Genomic DNA, 16,995 nt, shown 5'->3' with positions numbered 1-16,995 from the left:
GATGGAAAGCGCTGTAGAAATACTCAAATGTTCACTACGCAGCAGCTGGGTTAGCTTTCGGCTCGTAGATGAGCATGGGAAAGGCTCACCCTATGCTGAGTTGCCGTACAAATTAATTGATTGCCAAGGGCAAGCGTTCGAGGGTGTGTTGGACAACGATGGGTTTGCGAAAATCTACGATCTGTATCCCGGCGCCACAGTGCTCAATCTATCGCAACTGGCCACAACATACCCAGACCCTTGGTATGAAGAACTCTCTCTTAGAAAGTCATTCAAGATCTCGCTGACTGCCCTGCAGATAGCCGCGGAGCAATCGCCCGCCGGACCTCGCCGTTCGGACGGCACAACTTACCTAGCGGAAGAGCGCGCAGAGAGAGAGCAAGCAAGGTTTCTCAGAGCTGAAGTCAGCGACTTCGCCGAGATAAAAAGCCATCTTCCAGAACCAGACGAGTCCTGGACGAGACGACCGTCAAAATTGAAGCAGAACGCAGGCTCAGCATCAGACCAGTGTGGCGTTGCCCTTGGCTGCAGCCAACATAATGTCATCGAAATCAAAGCGCTCCGCGCATATAGCCCAGTACTGTCTCGGGCTCATGACTTCTGCGCACTGAACGCCTATCACCTCGCGCTGATGAGCACGTTCGTTTACGCCCCGTTTAGTACCGACAAGAAGCCTTACACATCTTCACCCCCTCCCTACGACTCGATCGGGAGCATTGGTTATGTGCTTCAGAACCAGCTGGGCCGTCGAGTAAAACCAACACAGTTCGACGGTGCTGGCCCATACCATATGATCTGTGAAGAGGTGCCTTATTCGAAGCGTCTAGAAATCATGCCCTACGATCCACTGCGCTACGAAAAAGAGTCGCAAGAGGGTTGGAGAAATCCCGAGGACGTGCATTTTCTTTACGACACGGAGTCGGGCACTAACACCCAGGCTTTCATCACTCATAACGACAAAGTGATGCTGATTTCGGTACGCGGCACTCAGGAGATGCTGGCAGACGCCAGCCGCGATGCTGATGCGCGCCAAGTGCGTTTTAAAGAAGGCGAAGGTCAGGCGCATCGCGGTTTCTATGGAGCCTTCCAAGCAGCGAAACCCTTCGTTGAGCGCTATCTCAACGCTTTTTACACTGGCAAGCAAACATTGATTGTCTGCGGCCACAGTCTCGGCGGGCGATCGCCCTCCTTTTGGCAGACTGGCTGCGCCGGGAATGGTCCGACAATACCCAGCTCTACACCTATGGCGCACCCCGCGCCGGCGACGCTGCTTTTGTTAGAGCCGCCCAGCCGCTTACCCATCACCGTATCGTCAACCATAACGATCCAGTTCCCGCCGTGCCTTTGCCTTGGATGGACGCGGAGTGGAAGCTGGCTCTTCCCGGTACGGCTCTGCTGTTCAGCTCCCCAACAGCGGGCATCGCGTTGTTGCTTGCAGGGCTTGTGAATCTTCAGGGCGACGCCTACGAGCACCACGGCGAGCAGTGGCATTTCATGCCGCGCAAGCCCGGGGGAGGGAGCGAGGCCGCAGTTCTGTGGCAACCGGGTTGCGCATTGATCGATGAGCAGACCTGCGCACGCTACGTTGGCGAGATAGGTCTTGATGGTGATATGCCCAATCGGCTTGCACTTGGGGTGACTCACCACTCCAGCGATAGCGGCTATGCACGGGCAGCACTCACCAACCTGCTGCGCTGGAACGCCAGCGTCGCAGAGCGCAACGGAAAGCTATTCAGCGAGGCCGAAATCCGCGACATCTACGCTCAGCTGCTGAGCACCGCGCAGCTACTGGAGAGCTGGCAAGCGCGCTCGTTCGATGAGTTTCGCTGGGAAATCAGGCGCAGGGGTGAGATGCGTTTCTACGGCAAGAGCGATCTGGAACTACGTGCGATCTATGCCGATGCGGTGGAGCAGGCGGAACGCATTCGAGCAGAACAGAGTCCGGCGCTCACAAGAGCCCAGCAACGCCTGCTTGCCCAGGCCGAGCGCCTGGTTACGCCACGCAGCGTCTTCGGTGAACACGCCGAAAGGGCAGACTTGGCAGAGCTGGTGACGGAATGGCGCGGCATCACAGACAACCAGACCGCTGAACGGCTCGCTGCCATCGGGATAAGCGTCTCAGCGGCCTTCGCTTAGAAATCCGCAAACATTCAACCCCATCCATAGACTTATTTAAGAGTAAGCGCACGCACAACCGGCTCAGCGCCCAGCCAGGCCTGAGCCGTCTCGCGTCGATCGATCGGACGATATCTCCGATCCTTTCGCAGCCCATTCTGGCACCGCTGTCGATACGACAAAACGACCGCCGTCTGTACCGGGACATTTATAGCCACAGCTCTCGTTTCCAACCCGGCCCCACCCTTTTTCGTGACCCCGTTCACCCACATGCGCATCTGGATGAACTTCAATGCACAGCCTAAGTCCCGCTTGGCGCTCTTGCGCCCGGCGAGGCTGTCTGCCCACGCTTTCAAGGAGGAAGTCGCGTGCTAGCCCGCTATTGCGCCCTCGTTTTACTCGCTGCATCCCTCGCCCTCGCCGGTTGCTCTGGCAACTACAAGTTCAACGACGACGAATATCGCCCGCTGGGTGATCCGCAGGCGCCTGCCCGCAGCAACTGATCCACCAGGAGAAAGGAACCATGGAACTGGTTTTCGATATGGTCAGTGCGCAGCAATTCGTGCCGGGCCTGATTAGCAGCAAAACCTTCAAGCAGGCGGGCGGAATCATTGGCCGCGCAGAGGATTGCGACTGGGTAATACCGGACCGCAAGCGTGTGTTGTCCAGCCGCCACGCCGAGGTGAGCTACCGGGACGGCTCGTTTTTCCTCACCGACACCAGCAGCAACGGCATTCAACTCAAGGACACCGGCGCGAGCCTGGACAAAGGTCGGGCCCAGCGCATCGAGCATGGCAGCGTCTACTGCTTGGGCGATTTCGAGATCCGTGCCCGGCTGATCCAGGACCCCGCTTCTTTTGAAGGCGACATCGGTCGCCCACAGCCCGCCGGCAGCATCATCCCCGACGATGCCTTTCTTGATCTCGACCCGCTGACGGCGCTCGATCAGCAGGAACGTGTCTATGCCGAGGTCGATGACCTGACCGCCGTGCTGGCTCCGCCACGGCCGCAAGCACAGCAGCGTGACTACGCGCAGATCGACGAGGAGAACCTGCAGGTTCCCGAACTGGTGATGCCCAGAGCAACCGCCCAAGCCAAGGTCGCACCGGAGCCTGAACGTCTGCCGCCCGGTTTCTGGGCGCGCTTCAGCGAGGCGCTGGGTGTTGATTTGGACGGTCTGGACGAAGAGGCCCGCCAAGCCCTGGCACTCAAAGCTGCAGGCTTGCTCAAGCAAAGCGTTGGCGGGTTGCAGCAGGCGCTGCGTACCCGTGGCGAATTGAAAAATGAGATGCGTCTGTCGCTGACCACCGTGCATAGCGCCGGCAATAACCCGCTCAAGCATGGCATCGACAGTGGCGAAGCGCTAAGCCTCCTTCTGCGGGATGGCAAAGCTGGTCAGCTGCCGGCTGAGCAGGCGGTAGGGCGCGCCTTCCGCGACCTGCAGGCGCATCAGGTAGCGATGCTGGCTGCCAGCCGAGCCGCAATCAAGGGCGTGCTCGAGCAGCTATCACCTGATCAATTGACCCTGCGTTTCGAGGGCGACAACAAGCCGCTGATCGCCACCGCGGGGAGTCGCTGGCGGGCCTACAAGCGCCTGCATCTGGCCATGCAGCGCGACGATGATTGGGGCGAGCGGCTATTCGCTCGCGATTTCGCCCAGGCTTACGAGGAACAGGTACGCCTGATCGCCACGCTCAACACCGACCTTCAAGGATGATGTCCATGTCTCGCTTCCTATCCGCAGCAGTGCTTGCGGCGCTGGCCGCGCTCGGCGGCTGCTCGGCACTCTCGCCCAATTCCGATCTGACCAAGCTGGACCTGTCGCTGTATGGCAGTGATCGACTCAACCCGGATCTCAACGGTCGCCCCTCACCCATCGTGATTCGTCTGATCGAGCTCAAGCACCCGGTAGCGTTCGACAATACCGACTTCTTCTCTCTCTACCAGCGGCCCAAGGAAGCCTTGTCACCGGACCTGGTGATCCAGGAAGAGCTGGAGTTGCGTCCCGGCGAGCAGCGCGACCTCAGGCTCTATGTCCAAGACGGCAGTCGCTATGTCGGCGTACTTGCGGCCTATCGCGACCTGCCTGAATCCAGCTGGCGGTTCGTCATCCCGTTACAGCACAAGGCGCAAAACCGCGTCGAGCTGAACCTTGACGAGCACGGGATTCAGGTCATCGATCCGCTCGCGAAGAGGGATTGATCGATGAGCATGAACAAGGTGATCTGGCAGGAAGGCATGCTGCTACGCCCCCAGCACTTCCAGCAAAGCGACCGTTATTACGACGCGCAGCTCAAGCAGCGGACTCAGAGGTTGGGTCACTACGCCTGGGGCTTCTTCGGGCTGGAGATCGACCGCCAGTTTCTTAACATGGGGAAGCTGGTGCTTAGCCAGGCGAGCGGGCTGCTGCCAGATGGCAGCCTTTTCGAGATCGGCGCTGAGCGCGAGCCACTGGCGCTGGATGTCCCGCCCAACACCGGCAACACGCCGGTATACCTTGCGTTGCCACTGGTGACCGGCAACCACATCGAGAGTCGCCGCCCTGAGCAGAAGGACGTGTTGGCACGCTACACCGCTTTCGACGAAGAGGTCACTGACTCCAACGCCGGCGACAGCGGCAGCAGCCAGGTCAGCACTGGCCGACCGGACTTCCGCCTGCTACTGGGTGAGCAGCAAAGTGATCAGGCCTACGTGAAGCTCAAGTTGTGCGACATCCTCGACACGACGCCGGACGGCGTAATCAGCCTAGACCCGGAGTACATCCCTACCTTTATTGACTTCCAGGCGTCCGGCTATCTGCTGTCGTGCCTGAAGGAAGTGATCAGCATGCTCGGCCATCGCGGCGACATACTGGCAGAGCGTATTCGCGCCACCGGCAAGGTCGGCGGTGCGGAGGTCGGCGATTTCATGATGCTGCAGCTGATCAACCGCTACGAGCCCGTGCTACGCCATTACATGGGTATCGACCGTATCCATCCCGAACACATCTATCGTGAGCTGCTGGGGTTGCTGGGCGAACTGGCGACGTTCTCCAGCGAGACCAAACGACCTCGCCTGGAAGGGCGTTACCTGCACAACGACCAGGGCGTGTCGTTTCGCAAATTGATGGACGCGATCCGCCAGGTGCTGTCGATGGTGCTTGAGCAACACACCATCGAGTTGCTGTTGCAACAGCGCCAGTACGGCATTCAGGTCTCGCCGCTGCACGACCACAAGCTGCTCGGCAGCGCGTCCTTCGTGCTCGCCGCCAGCGCCCAGTGCGATTCCGAGGAGCTGCGCACGCGCTTGCCGGCACACCTCAAGGTCGGCCCGGTGGAGCGCATCCGACAGCTGGTCAACCTGCACCTGCCAGGGATCAAGGTCAAACCACTGCCGGTGGCGCCGCGACAGATCCCGTTCCACTCCGGCAAGACGTACTTCGCCTTGGAGCTGAGCTCCGAGGAACTGGCGCAACTTGAGCGCTCCGGCGGCTTCGCCTTCCACGTGTCCGGCGAATTCTCCGGGCTTGAGCTGAAATTCTGGGCGATCAGGGACTGACCGACATGATCAAGGAAATGGACTACGGACAGGATGATAAGACCGTCATCCTCAATCGCCAGAGCGATGCGGCTGCACATAGTCCGCTGACCGACTTTGCCGCGGCACCAAAATTCGAGCAACTCGAAGAGCGAATGATCTACGCCGCTCGCCTGCGCCCGGCCGAAACATTCAACATCAGCCTGAACCCACTGGTCGCCGCAGCCTCGTCGCTGCTCTCGGAAGTGGTGCGGCTCAAGCACAGCTATGAGGGAGAAGATCTGCACGCGCTCAACCAACGGCTGTCCGCCGAACTGAAACTGTTCGAACACCGCGCCCTGCATGACGGTGTGGAAAGCAGCCAGGTGATGGCGGCGCGTTATGTGTTGTGCACGGCGATCGACGAAGCCGTGGTGACGACCCCTTGGGGCAACGAAAGCGAGTGGTCGCAGATGAGTCTGCTGTCGTCCTTTCACAACGAGACCTTCGGCGGCGAGAAGTTCTTCCAGCTGCTCGAGCGCCTGTCGCGCAACCCGGTCAAGCACTTGCCCATGCTGGAGCTGATGTACCTCTGTTTGTCGCTGGGGTTCGAGGGCAAGTACCGGGTGATGCCGCGCGGCATGCTCGAACTCGAAGCAGTGCGTGACAGCCTTTATCGACAGATTCGCCAGCTGCGCGGTGACGTGCCGCGCGAGGTGTCGCCACATTGGCAGGGACTCAAGGACACCCGTCGACGCCTGGTCCGTATCGTGCCGTGGTGGATGGTCGCACTGTTCACGCTGGTCTGTCTGGGAATGCTCCATACCGGTTTCGCCTGGGTACTGGGCGAACAGCGCGAGACGGTCCTGCAGTCTTACCAACCCGCCGATCCGGCCGTTCAGGTCGAGCCCAAGCCGTAACAAGGATGTGATGCCATGAAGGTTTTTTTCGGCAAGCTTGCCGCGTTTTTTCGCAGGACCTGGGTATGGAGCCTGTGTGTCCTGCTGGTACTGGGCCTGGTGGTGTGGCTCGTCGGCCCGTTGCTGGCCGTGGACGATTACAAGTTCTGGGAATCCTCGACCAGCCGCCTCCTGTCCATCGCCGCCATGTGTCTGGCGTGGGGCCTGTTCATGGTCTTTTCCAGTTGGCGCAGCACGCGTCAGAAGCAGGCTGATGCTAGTGATGACGCGGTTCAGGAGCGCCTGCGCCGTGAGGGCCTGATAACTGAAGAGCAGAGCATCCTGCGCGAGCGCTACAAGGACGCCATGCGCACCCTCAAGAACTCAAGCCTGTACCGCGGGCGCAGCGAGAAATGGCGCAATGATCTGCCCTGGTACCTGCTGCTCGGCCCGCAAGGCAGCGGCAAAACTTCGCTGCTGGACTTTTCCGGCCTGGACTTTCCCCTCAATCGTGGCGACGACCAGCGCCTGACCAAGGATGTCTCCGGCACGCGCTACGCCGACTGGTATTTCGCCGATCACGCAGTGCTGATCGACACTGCCGGCCGCTACCTGACCCAACCTGACCCCACCGTCGACAGCAAGGCGTGGCATACCCTGCTCGGCCTGCTGCGCCGGCGCCGGGCGCGGCCGCTCAACGGCGTAGTGGTCAACGTTCCGGTCGAGCAGATGCTGCAATCGAACGAGCTGGAACTCGAAACCCTGGCTCGCCAGTGCCGCCAGCGCCTTCACGAAATTAACCAGCGTCTGGGTGCTGACGTACCGGTCTACCTGGTGCTGAGCAAGGCGGACAAGCTCCTTGGCTTCGACGAGTTCTTCGATCAACTGTCGCGCGAAGAGAGCGATCAGGTGCTCGGTGCGAGCTTTCGCAAGGAGCAGGACGGCACCGACCTTAATATGGTCCGGGACGAGTTCGAGGAACTGCTGCGCCGCCTTAACAGCCAGGTCATTCTGCGCATGCACCAGGAGCGCGATACCCAGCGCCGCGGCCGCATCCTCGACTTCCCGCATCAGCTCGGCCAGATTGGCGAACGCCTGTGCCTGTTTGTTGAACTGGCATTTTCTGGTAACCGTTACCAGCGGGCCAGCCAGCTGCGGGGCTTCTACCTGACCAGCGCACCGCAACTACAGGGTGAGCTCGATCCGCTGACCAGCGGCATCGGCCGCAACCTCGGGTTGTCGAGCAACGCATTGCCGACCTTCCGCAGCGGCCGGTCGCGCTTCATCAACCACCTGCTCAGCCGTGTGATTTTCCCCGAGGCCGACCTTGCAGGGTTGGACCAGAAGGAAGTACGTCGTATCGACTGGGGACAGCGCGCCCTTTATGCCGCGAGCTTCGCCTCCCTAGCCCTGTTCGGCGCGCTGTGGGCGAACGGTTTTTCCAGCAACCATGAACGTCTTGAACAGCTACGCAGCCTCGCGGACAAGGCCGGCCGAGAGCGCCAGCGAATCGAACCTCAGGATGATGCTCTGCGTACACTCGAGGCACTGGATACCAGCTACGCCGCCACGCAAGTATTCTCCGATAAAGCTGAGGTGTCCTACCTGCAGCGCGGCGGACTCTACCAGGGCGAGCAGGTTGATCCGACCCTGCACCAGGCCTACCGCCGAGAACTGGAAACCCTACTGCTGCCACGTGTCGGGCGGCAGCTGGAAGCTCAGATTCGCGCCAACCTCGACAACCGCGAGCATCTACTCGGCAGCCTCCGTGCGTATCTGATGCTCAGCCTCCGGCAGCGCCGCGACAATGCCTTCCTCAACGATTGGCTCGCTGCCGACTGGTCGCTGCGCTACGCGGGCAACGCTGTGGCACAGAACGGATTGAACACCCACTTCAATCGTTTACTGGCTGAAGATTTCGCGCCCTACACATTGAACGAGCCACTGGTCACCGAAGCGCGTCAGGTCCTGCGCAGCGAGTCGCTGGCCGATGTCGTGTACCGCATGCTACGTGAGCAGGCCCGCAGTTTGCCGGACTACCGTCTTAGCCAGAGCCTCGGGGCCCAAGGCGCATTGTTCAGAGGTAGCGACCACGCGATTCCTGGTTTCTATACGCAGAACGGCTATCAGAAATTCTACCTGGCGCAAGGCAGCGACCTGATACGCGATATCCTGCGTGACAATTGGGTGCTGGGTGAAAGCGACAGCCTCAGCCTGAAAGATCTTGGTCGTCTGATGGTGGAAATGGAGCAGCTGTATTTCCGCGACTACGCCAATTATTGGGGTGAAGCCGTGGCACAGCTGACGCTAGAGCCGATCGCCGGGGCTGGCCAAGGCTCTACATTGCTCGGCGGGCTGACAGCGCCGAATTCGCCGCTGCTGCAGCTGCTGACGGAAGTTCGCAACAACACCCGTTTTGCCGGAGTGGCCGAGGCAGCGGGTGATGCAGCGGACTCAGCCGATGCACTGGAAAAACCGAACGGAAAACTTGGCAAAGCCGCGAAGCTGGCGTCCGCCGCTGCCGAGCAGGCCCAGGCCGCGCTCGCCAAGAATCTGCCGGATACCGCTCGCAAAACTCTGGAGCGTCGCTTCGAGCCACTGCACCGCCTGCTCGACGAGAATGCTGGCGCCAGCGCCGAGCTAGTTCCGGCCCTGCAAGCCCTCGATGCGCTACAGCTTCAGTTGGCGCGCCTGGCGCACGCCAGCGCGCCGGATCAGGCGGCTTTCGAGCTGGCCAAGGCACGTATGGGTGGCCAGCGTGATGCGATCAACCAGCTACGCGCCAGCGCCGCACGCTTGCCGCAACCAGTTGGCAACTGGCTCGGGCTGCTTGCTGACGATAGCTGGTCACTCGTACTCAACGACGCCTACCATTATTTGAATCAGCGCTACCAGAGCGAACTGTACGCGTTCTACAAAGGCTCGCTGCGTCAACGCTATCCATTCAGCGCCCACAGTGAAAGCGATGTGGCGATTGCCGACTTCCGCGAGTTTTTCAAATCACAAGGCGTTGCCGACGGTTTTCTCAACCGCTATCTAAAACCCTTCGTCAGCGGTAGCGCTGGCCAGTTCCAGTTGCGCCGGGTCGACGGCCGCGGCCTGCCGCTGTCGCGAGAATTCCTCGCGCAGATGGGCCATGCGCAGACCATCCGCCGCAGCTTCTTTGCGGAAAACCCGAACGAGCCGCAGGTCCGCTTCAAACTCGAGCCTTACTCACTGGATTCGAGCCTGGGCCGTGCCGACTTCCGCTTTGGCAACCAGCAAATGGAGTACCGCCACGGCCCGATCGTGCAGACGGCCTTCAGCTGGCCCGCCGACGCCGAAGAGGGCCGCACCAGCCTGGTCGTCGAAGAGCTGGGCGGCCATCGCGTCGGCATCGAAAAGAACACCGGCCCCTGGTCGCTGTTCCGCCTGCTGGACCTGATGCAGGTCGACTACCACAGCGGTCGCGACGTGTTGATGCTCAAGGCCAATCTGGGCGGCCGTCATGCCAACTACCTGCTGCACAGCCAGCGCTCGCCGAACCCGTTCGACATCGCTCTGCTGCGCGACTTCAAGTTGCCGGCGACCCTGTGATGACGGGCGCTGCAAGCCTGGCCCATGGCTGGCGTAGCGCCGCGCGAACCGACACCGGCAAGGTCCGCGCGCGCAACGAAGACGCTTTTCTCGATTTTCCCGAGCAAGGCCTGTGGGTGGTCGCCGATGGGATGGGCGGACACCACAATGGCGCGCTCGCCAGCCGCCTGATTGTCGAGCAACTGGCCGAGCTGCCGGCAGGCCGCCTGGCCGAGCGCCTGGTCAGCTTGCGTCGTTGCTTGCATGATCTCAACCGCAAGCTTGGTCAGGCACTGACCGTTACCGCCGACCGGCCCGATCCGGTGATCGGCAGCACCGTGGTCGCGCTGATGATCGAGGGCCAACGCGCCGCTTGCGTCTGGGCCGGCGACAGCCGCTGTTACCTCTGGCGGGACAGCCGTCTCTATCAGCTGTCACGCGACCATTCACTGCTGCAACAGCTGATCGACGAGCAGAATCTCAGCTCGCATGAGGCCGCACGTCACCCGGCGGCACATGCCCTCACCCGGGCCGTCGGCGCCAGCGAACAGCTGACGCTGGATATCCTCGAGTTCGATGTCTATCCCGGCGACACCTTGCTGCTTTGCAGCGATGGGCTCTATCAGAGTTTGTCGCCGGACAGCATGGGGGCGGCATTGAACGCCTCGTCGACGGGCTTGGCCCTGCAGCGGCTGTTCGAGAACGCCATGGATGGGCCTTGCCGGGACAACCTCAGCGCCGTGGTGATTCGTCGATGAGCGAGCCCCTGCGCCTCGAGCCGGTGTCAGACCTGACCTACTTCGCATTTGCGCCCACAGACCCCGAAATGCCGATCGCCACGCCCAACCCCCTGGTGCCTGGCGTACTGCCGGAGTTGCTGGCTGGTCGTTACCTTATAGAGCGATTGCTGGGCGTGGGCGGCATGGGGGCGGTCTATCGGGCACGCGACCTGCTGCGCGAGCAGTTCGGTGACCCGGAGCCCTATGTCGCGCTCAAGACGCTGAGCGATGATTTCGCGCAATACCCCGACGCCCCTGCGCTGCTCTACAGCGAGTTCGCGCTGACCGCCCGGCTGAGCCATCGCCATGTGGTGCGCCTGTTCGGGTTCGATGTGGACACCCAGAGCCAGCGGGCCTTCATCACGCTGGAACTTCTCAAAGGCCCGACGCTCGATCAACTTCTCAGCGAGCGACCCGAGGGAGTGGCCGAAGACGCACTCCGCGAGATCGCCGTGCCGTTGCTACAAGCGCTGGATTACTCCCATAGCCGGGGCGTCATCCACGGAGACCTCAAGCCGAGCAACGTGATACTCGCCGAGGATGGGCTGCGCCTATTCGACTATGGGCTCGGCCAGCCCATCGAGGGCATCCTCCGAACGTTGCCGCGCCTGTCGCGCAATCGCTTCAAGGCGTGGACCGCACGCTACGCCGCACCCGAGCTGCTGGACGGCGCCGAGCCCTCCGCGGCCAGTGATGTCTACGCAGTTGCCTGCCTGCTGTTCGAACTCGCGAGCGGCCAACACCCATTCCGCCGACTGAGCGCCAAGCAGGCCAAGGTAATGGTCCTCGACAAAGCACTGCAGTGCCCACCGAATTTTCCGGCCCATGGCTGGCTGACACTGCGCTCGGCCCTGGCGTTCGATGCCCATAAGCGCACGAGCAGCGTCACCGACCTGCTAGATATTTTTCGCCGCCCCGCACCCAGCCGCCTTCGGCGCTGGTTCGGGCGCCCCCATGGATGACATGAGAACAAGGAAGCGCCATGTTCAACGCGGCCAATGACACCCATTTCAGCCTGAACATCGAAGGCATCGAGCATGACCTGCGGGTCCTCTCCTTCACCGGTCGCGAGGCCATCAGCCAGCCCTACCGCTTCGACCTGGAGCTGGTCAGCGAGCGCCCCAATCTGGACCTGCAGAGCCTGCTGCATCAGCCGGCCTTCCTCGCGCTATCGCCGGCCGGCAACGGTGTGCATGGGTTGATCCACCGTGTCGCCCAGGGCGAGTCCGGCAAGCATCTGACCTGCTACCGGCTGGCTATCGTCCCGCAACTCGCCTACCTCGCGCATCGCACCGATCAGCGCATATTTCAACACCTCAGCGTGCCGCAGATCATTGCCCAGGTGCTTGAAGGTCACGGCATTCAAGCGGATACCTATCGTTTCCAGCTAGGGCCAGTGGTCTACCCCGCTCGTGACTATTGCACCCAGTACAACGAGACCGACCTGCACTTCATCCAGCGCCTGTGCGAAGAGGAAGGTATCCACTATCACTTCGAGCACAGCGAGCGCAGCCATGTGCTGGTATTCGGGGACGACCAGACCAGCTTCCCCAACCTCGGCCAGCCCACCGCCTATCTGCCGGATAGCGGCCTGGTCGCCGATGAACCGGTAATCAAACGCCTCGCCGTTCGCCTGGAAGCACGCACCAGTCGCGTCAGCCGGCGCGACTATGACTTCGAGCAACCGCGGCTGATCATGGGCGCTACCGACAAGGGCCAGTCCGCTGACACCGAAAACTCATCAGAGCCGGACCTGGAAGACTATGACTATCCCGGCCGCTTCACGGATCGCGCACGGGGCAAGCATCTGTCCCAACGCGCCTTGGAGCGCCATCGCGCCGACTATCACTTGGCTGAGGGCAACAGCGACCAGCCCAGGCTGGCTAGCGGTCATCTGCTGGAGATATCCGACCACCCGCGCCGGGAATGGAACGACCTCTGGCTGCTCACCGAGGTGCACCACGAAGGCAAGCAGCCGCAGGTGCTGGAAGAATCGGTCACCAATTGGTCAGCGCCGCAGAGCCCCGCTGGCGACTTCAGGCAGGGCTACCGCAACCGCTTTACCGCCACTCCTTGGAACGTCCCGTTCCGCCCCGCTCTGCGCCACCCGAAACCGCGCATTCTCGGCAGCCAGACCGCCGTGGTCACCGGTCCCGCTGGCGAAGAGATCCACTGCGATGAATACGGACGCATCAAAGTCCAGTTCTTCTGGGACCGCGAGGGGCTGGCCGACGAGAAGACCAGCTGCTGGCTGCGCGTGCGTTCGAGCTGGGCCGGCGACGGCTACGGCGGCATCGCTATCCCGCGGATAGGCATGGAGGTGCTGGTTACCTTCCTCGAAGGCGACCCCGATCAGCCGCTGGTCAGCGGATGTCTCTACCACGCCGAACACCAGGTGCCGTATGACCTGCCTGCGCACAAGACCCGCAGCGTCTTCAAAACCCTGAGTTCGCCGGGCGGTGGCGGCTACAACGAGCTGCGTATCGAAGACCGCAAAGGCGCCGAGCAGGTCTACATCCACGCCCAGCGCGACTGGGACGAGAACATCGAGCACGACCAGAAGATCCGCGTCGGCCACGAGCGCCACGACACCGTCGAGGCCAATAGCTTCACCGAGCTCCAAGCCGAAGAGCACCAGACCGTCGCGGGCGACCGCAAAGTGGAAGTCAAACCCGACGATCACCTCACCATCGACCAGACCCAACACATCAGGCTCGGCACCGCTCAGCTGACCAGAGCCGGTCGCGAAATTCACCTCAAGGCCGGCCAGAAAATGGTCATCGAAGCCGGTGTCGAACTGACTCTCAAAGCCGGTGGCAGCTTCATCAAGCTCGACCCCGGCGGAATCACCGTGTCTGGCCCACTCGCGAAAATCAACGCCGGTGGCGCACCGGGCGTGGGCTCGGGGGCCAGGATAAAATCGCCACTGTTACCGAGGGTGGCGGATGCCGACAAGGCAGGAAGCTTGTTAGAGCAGAGCTCGGCCAGTGAGCCGGTCAGTGCACCGATGAAACACAAGCGAATGCTGAATTTCTCGGGATAACAGGAACAGGCGCGAGTACGTTGAGCCGCGATGAGCGTTACGGTTGATTCGCTTCAAAGCGTTCGCCTGTATAGCTCGAAGCCGTCTACCGAAGCAGTACAGGGTTCGAATGGCTTCTTCAACATGCGCCTGGGCTGCGTTTTTTTGTCGACACAACCGGCCAGAGGGACTACCGAGGTTTTCTCCAGGCAAAAAAAACCTCGAACTTCGTTGGGGGAGGGGGAAGTTCGAGGTTCAAATCCGGACCGCTAGGGCGAGGTCCAGAGATCTGCCAACACTTAACACAACAAGGAGCATCGAAAGGCTTTTACACCCTTCGTAGCCTCAGACCAGGCTTTTGCTCCGCAAGTTCAATGACGACCGAAAATTATTTCTGAACCCGCTCTGGCAGCGTTGAAAACAGCCATTCGAAGCACAGCAGGCGTGCCGTTGACACGACTCAATGCGCCTCGTCCCAGTTGTCACCGATGCCTGCCTCAACCAGCAGCGGCACGTCCAGCTCGGCGGCCTGGCTCATCAGCGGACAGATCTGCGCTCGCACCTGCTCAACCAGATCTTCACGCACCTCGACAACCAGTTCGTCGTGCACCTGCAGGATCACCCGAGCATCCAGTCCGCTCTGCTGCAGCCAGTTGTCCACGCTGATCATGGCGCGCTTGATGATGTCCGCGGCGGTACCTTGCATCGGCGCGTTGATCGCGGTGCGTTCGGCACCCTTGCGCATGGCACCGTTCTTCGAGTTGATCTCCGGCAGATACAGGCGACGCCCGAAAAGCGTTTCGACAAAGCCCTGCTCGGCCGCCTGAGCCCGGGTGCGCTCCATGTAGGCGAGCACGCCGGGGTAGCGGGCAAAGTAGCGATCGATATAGGCCTGCGCTTCCCCACGGCTGACATCGATCTGCTTGGCCAGGCCGAAGGCGCTCATGCCGTAGATCAGGCCGAAGTTGATCGCCTTGGCGCTGCGCCGTTGGTCATTGCTCACCTGATCCAGCTCGACGCCAAACACCTCCGCCGCCGTGGCGCGGTGCACGTCCAGGTCGTTCTGGAACGCATACAGCAAGCCTGCATCCTGAGCCAAGTGCGCCATGATGCGCAGCTCGATCTGTGAATAGTCGGCCGCCAGCAGCTTATAGCCTGGCGCGGCGACGAAGGCTTGGCGAATTCGCCGTCCTTCGGCAGTGCGGATTGGAATGTTCTGCAGGTTCGGGTCGCTGGACGACAGGCGCCCTGTCGCGGTTACCGCCTGGTGATAACTGGTGTGGATGCGGCCGGTACGCGGGTTGATCTGCTGCGGCAGCTTGTCGGTGTAGGTGCCCTTGAGCTTGCTCAAGGAGCGGTGCTGCATGATGACCTTGGGCAGCGGATAGTCCCGCTCGGCCAGCTCGGCCAGCACACTTTCAGCGGTCGACGGCTGACCGCCGGCCGTCTTCGACAGCACCGGGCAGCCGAGCTTTTCATAAAGGATCGCGCAGAGCTGTTTGGGCGAACCGAGATTGAATTCCTCCCCGGCGATCTCGAAGGCTTCGCGCTCGAGCTGCACCAGGCGTTCGCCCAGCTCGACGCTTTGCTGGCCGAGCAACTGCGCGTCGACCAGTGCGCCGTTGCGCTCGATGCGCGCCAGCACCGGCACCAGCGGCATCTCGATCTCGTTGAGTACCTTGAGCAGAGACGGCGTGGCTTTGAGCTTGTCGAGCAGGGCTTGATGCAAGCGCAGGGTGACATCGGCGTCTTCGGCAGCGTAGGGGCCGGCCTGCTCGATGGCGATCTGGTCGAAGGTCAACTGCTTGGCACCCTTGCCGGCGATGTCCTCGAAGCGGATGGTGCCGCGGCCGAGGTATTTCAGCGCGAGGCTATCCATATCGTGACGGGTCGCCGTAGCATCGAGTACGTAGGATTCGAGCATGGTGTCGAAACACATGCCGCGCATTTCCACGCCGTAATGCATCAGCACGTTCATGTCGTACTTGCCGTGCTGGCAGATCTTCAGCTTGTTCGGATCCTCCAGCAATGGCTTGAGGGCGGCGAGCACCGCATCGCGGTCGAGTTGCTGAGGCACACCCATGTAGCTGTGGCAAAGCGGCACGTAGGCGGCCTCGCCCGCCTCGATGGCGAAGGAGACGCCGACCAGCTGCGCCTTTTGTGCATCGATACTGGTGGTTTCAGTGTCGAAGGCGAAGCAGCCGGCGGCCTGCAGGCGCGCCAGCCAGCCGTCGAATTCGACCTGATCGAGCACGGTGCTGTAGCGGGCCTCGGCCTGGATCGAACAATCCTCCGGCTGCTCCTCGCAGTTCTCGCCGGCGGCCTTGGCCTCGCGCAGCAACTCATCGAGCCAGTTCTTGAATTCCAGTTCACGGTACAGTGCGATCAGCGCCTCGCGATGCGGCTCGCCCGGCATCAGATCGGCGACCTGTACGTCCAGCGGTACGTCGATCTTGATCGTCGCCAGTTCGTAGGACATGAACGCCGCGTCGCGATGCTCTGCGAGCTTGGCGGCCAAGGATTTGGCGCCGCGGATCGGCAGGTCGCAGACCTTGTCGAGGTTCGCGTACAAGCCGTTCAGACCACCCTCTATGCCATTAAGCAGCCCGCAAGCCGTCTTCTCGCCAACGCTGGGCACGCCCGGGATGTTGTCGACCTTGTCGCCCATCAGCGCGAGGAAATCGATGATCAGCTCCGGGCCGACGCCGAACTTGGTCCTCACACCCTCGATGTCATAGACGCTGCCGGTCATGGTATTGACCAGGGTGACGTGCGGGCAGACCAGCTGCGCCATGTCCTTGTCGCCGGTGGAGATGATCACGTCGCGTCCCAGCGCCGCACACTGGCGCGCCAGTGTTCCAATCACGTCGTCGGCCTCGACGCCGTCAACGCACAGCAGCGGCATGCCCAGCGCACGCACACTGGCATGCAATGGCTCGACCTGGCTGCGCAGGTCATCCGGCATCGGCGGGCGGTGGGATTTGTACTCGTCGAACAGCGTGTCGCGGAAGGTCGGCCCCTTGGCGTCGAAACACCGCGAAAGGGCTGTCCGGATACTGTCGGCGCAGCGCCAGCAGCATGTTCAGCACGCCCTTCACCGCCCCGGTGGGCTTGCCGGTGGATGTGGTCA

The 16,995-nt window shown here is 61.7% G+C and carries 10 protein-coding genes and 2 pseudogenes; 11 read left to right on the top strand and 1 reads right to left on the bottom strand.

Annotation, left to right across the window (positions count from 1 at the left end; genetic code table 11):
* Position 1: 1 nt before the first annotated feature.
* The 11 genes and pseudogenes from DQ405_RS28335 to tssI all read left to right on the top strand — a co-directional run.
* A pseudogene (locus tag DQ405_RS28335) lies at positions 2-1,287 on the top strand (lipase family protein); the annotation flags it as partial.
* Positions 1,288-1,443: 156 nt separating this feature from the next.
* Positions 1,444-2,136: a hypothetical protein gene (locus DQ405_RS27585; protein WP_342030437.1), complete on the top strand. Its 693-nt coding sequence runs from the start codon at positions 1,444-1,446 to the stop codon at positions 2,134-2,136.
* Positions 2,137-2,483: 347 nt separating this feature from the next.
* A complete protein-coding gene (locus tag DQ405_RS21295; protein WP_168426032.1) occupies positions 2,484-2,618 on the top strand; it encodes a type VI secretion protein in 135 nt (44 codons plus the stop codon).
* Between the two features lie 20 nt (positions 2,619-2,638).
* Positions 2,639-3,832 (top strand): type VI secretion system-associated FHA domain protein TagH, encoded by a 1,194-nt coding sequence (tagH, locus tag DQ405_RS21290; RefSeq protein ID WP_168426031.1) that lies wholly within the window; start codon positions 2,639-2,641, stop codon positions 3,830-3,832.
* 5 nt (positions 3,833-3,837) lie between these two features.
* Positions 3,838-4,317 (top strand): type VI secretion system lipoprotein TssJ, encoded by a 480-nt coding sequence (gene tssJ / locus DQ405_RS21285; protein ID WP_168426030.1) that lies wholly within the window; start codon positions 3,838-3,840, stop codon positions 4,315-4,317.
* Positions 4,318-4,320: 3 nt separating this feature from the next.
* Complete coding sequence (tssK, locus tag DQ405_RS21280) at positions 4,321-5,652, top strand: type VI secretion system baseplate subunit TssK (RefSeq protein WP_168426029.1); 1,332 nt, start codon at positions 4,321-4,323, stop codon at positions 5,650-5,652.
* Positions 5,653-5,657: 5 nt separating this feature from the next.
* Entirely contained in the window at positions 5,658-6,530 is an 873-nt protein-coding gene (gene icmH / locus DQ405_RS21275) for a type IVB secretion system protein IcmH/DotU (RefSeq protein WP_168426028.1), read from the top strand.
* 15 nt (positions 6,531-6,545) lie between these two features.
* Positions 6,546-10,085: a type VI secretion system membrane subunit TssM gene (gene tssM / locus DQ405_RS21270; protein WP_168426027.1), complete on the top strand. Its 3,540-nt coding sequence runs from the start codon at positions 6,546-6,548 to the stop codon at positions 10,083-10,085.
* Complete coding sequence (locus DQ405_RS21265; protein ID WP_168426026.1) at positions 10,085-10,822, top strand: PP2C family protein-serine/threonine phosphatase; 738 nt, start codon at positions 10,085-10,087, stop codon at positions 10,820-10,822. Before tssM ends, DQ405_RS21265 begins: the two co-directional genes overlap by 1 nt.
* Positions 10,819-11,805, top strand: a complete 987-nt coding sequence (locus tag DQ405_RS21260) for a serine/threonine-protein kinase (RefSeq protein WP_174824703.1) — start codon at positions 10,819-10,821, stop codon at positions 11,803-11,805. The genes DQ405_RS21265 and DQ405_RS21260 overlap by 4 nt, the downstream gene beginning before the upstream one ends.
* A gap of 20 nt (positions 11,806-11,825) precedes the next feature.
* Entirely contained in the window at positions 11,826-13,886 is a 2,061-nt protein-coding gene (gene tssI / locus DQ405_RS21255) for a type VI secretion system Vgr family protein (protein WP_168426025.1), read from the top strand.
* A gap of 439 nt (positions 13,887-14,325) precedes the next feature.
* On the opposite strand, the pseudogene polA reads toward tssI, so the two are convergent.
* Positions 14,326-16,995: pseudogene (gene polA / locus DQ405_RS21250) on the bottom strand (DNA polymerase I); the annotation flags it as partial.

Source organism: Pseudomonas sp. SST3 (assembly GCF_003325755.1).
This window is presented reverse-complemented; position numbering and strand designations above follow the sequence as displayed.

Bases quoted from the DNA above. Each gene is read 5' to 3' on its own strand.
- tagH (WP_168426031.1), top strand. From the start codon at position 2,639: ATGGAACTGGTTTTCGATATGGTCAGTGCGCAGCAATTCGTGCCGGGC.
- tssJ (WP_168426030.1), top strand. From the start codon at position 3,838: ATGTCTCGCTTCCTATCCGCAGCAGTGCTTGCGGCGCTGGCCGCGCTC.
- tssK (WP_168426029.1), top strand. From the start codon at position 4,321: ATGAGCATGAACAAGGTGATCTGGCAGGAAGGCATGCTGCTACGCCCC.
- icmH (WP_168426028.1), top strand. From the start codon at position 5,658: ATGATCAAGGAAATGGACTACGGACAGGATGATAAGACCGTCATCCTC.
- tssM (WP_168426027.1), top strand. From the start codon at position 6,546: ATGAAGGTTTTTTTCGGCAAGCTTGCCGCGTTTTTTCGCAGGACCTGG.
- DQ405_RS21265 (WP_168426026.1), top strand. From the start codon at position 10,085: ATGACGGGCGCTGCAAGCCTGGCCCATGGCTGGCGTAGCGCCGCGCGA.
- DQ405_RS21260 (WP_174824703.1), top strand. From the start codon at position 10,819: ATGAGCGAGCCCCTGCGCCTCGAGCCGGTGTCAGACCTGACCTACTTC.
- tssI (WP_168426025.1), top strand. From the start codon at position 11,826: ATGTTCAACGCGGCCAATGACACCCATTTCAGCCTGAACATCGAAGGC.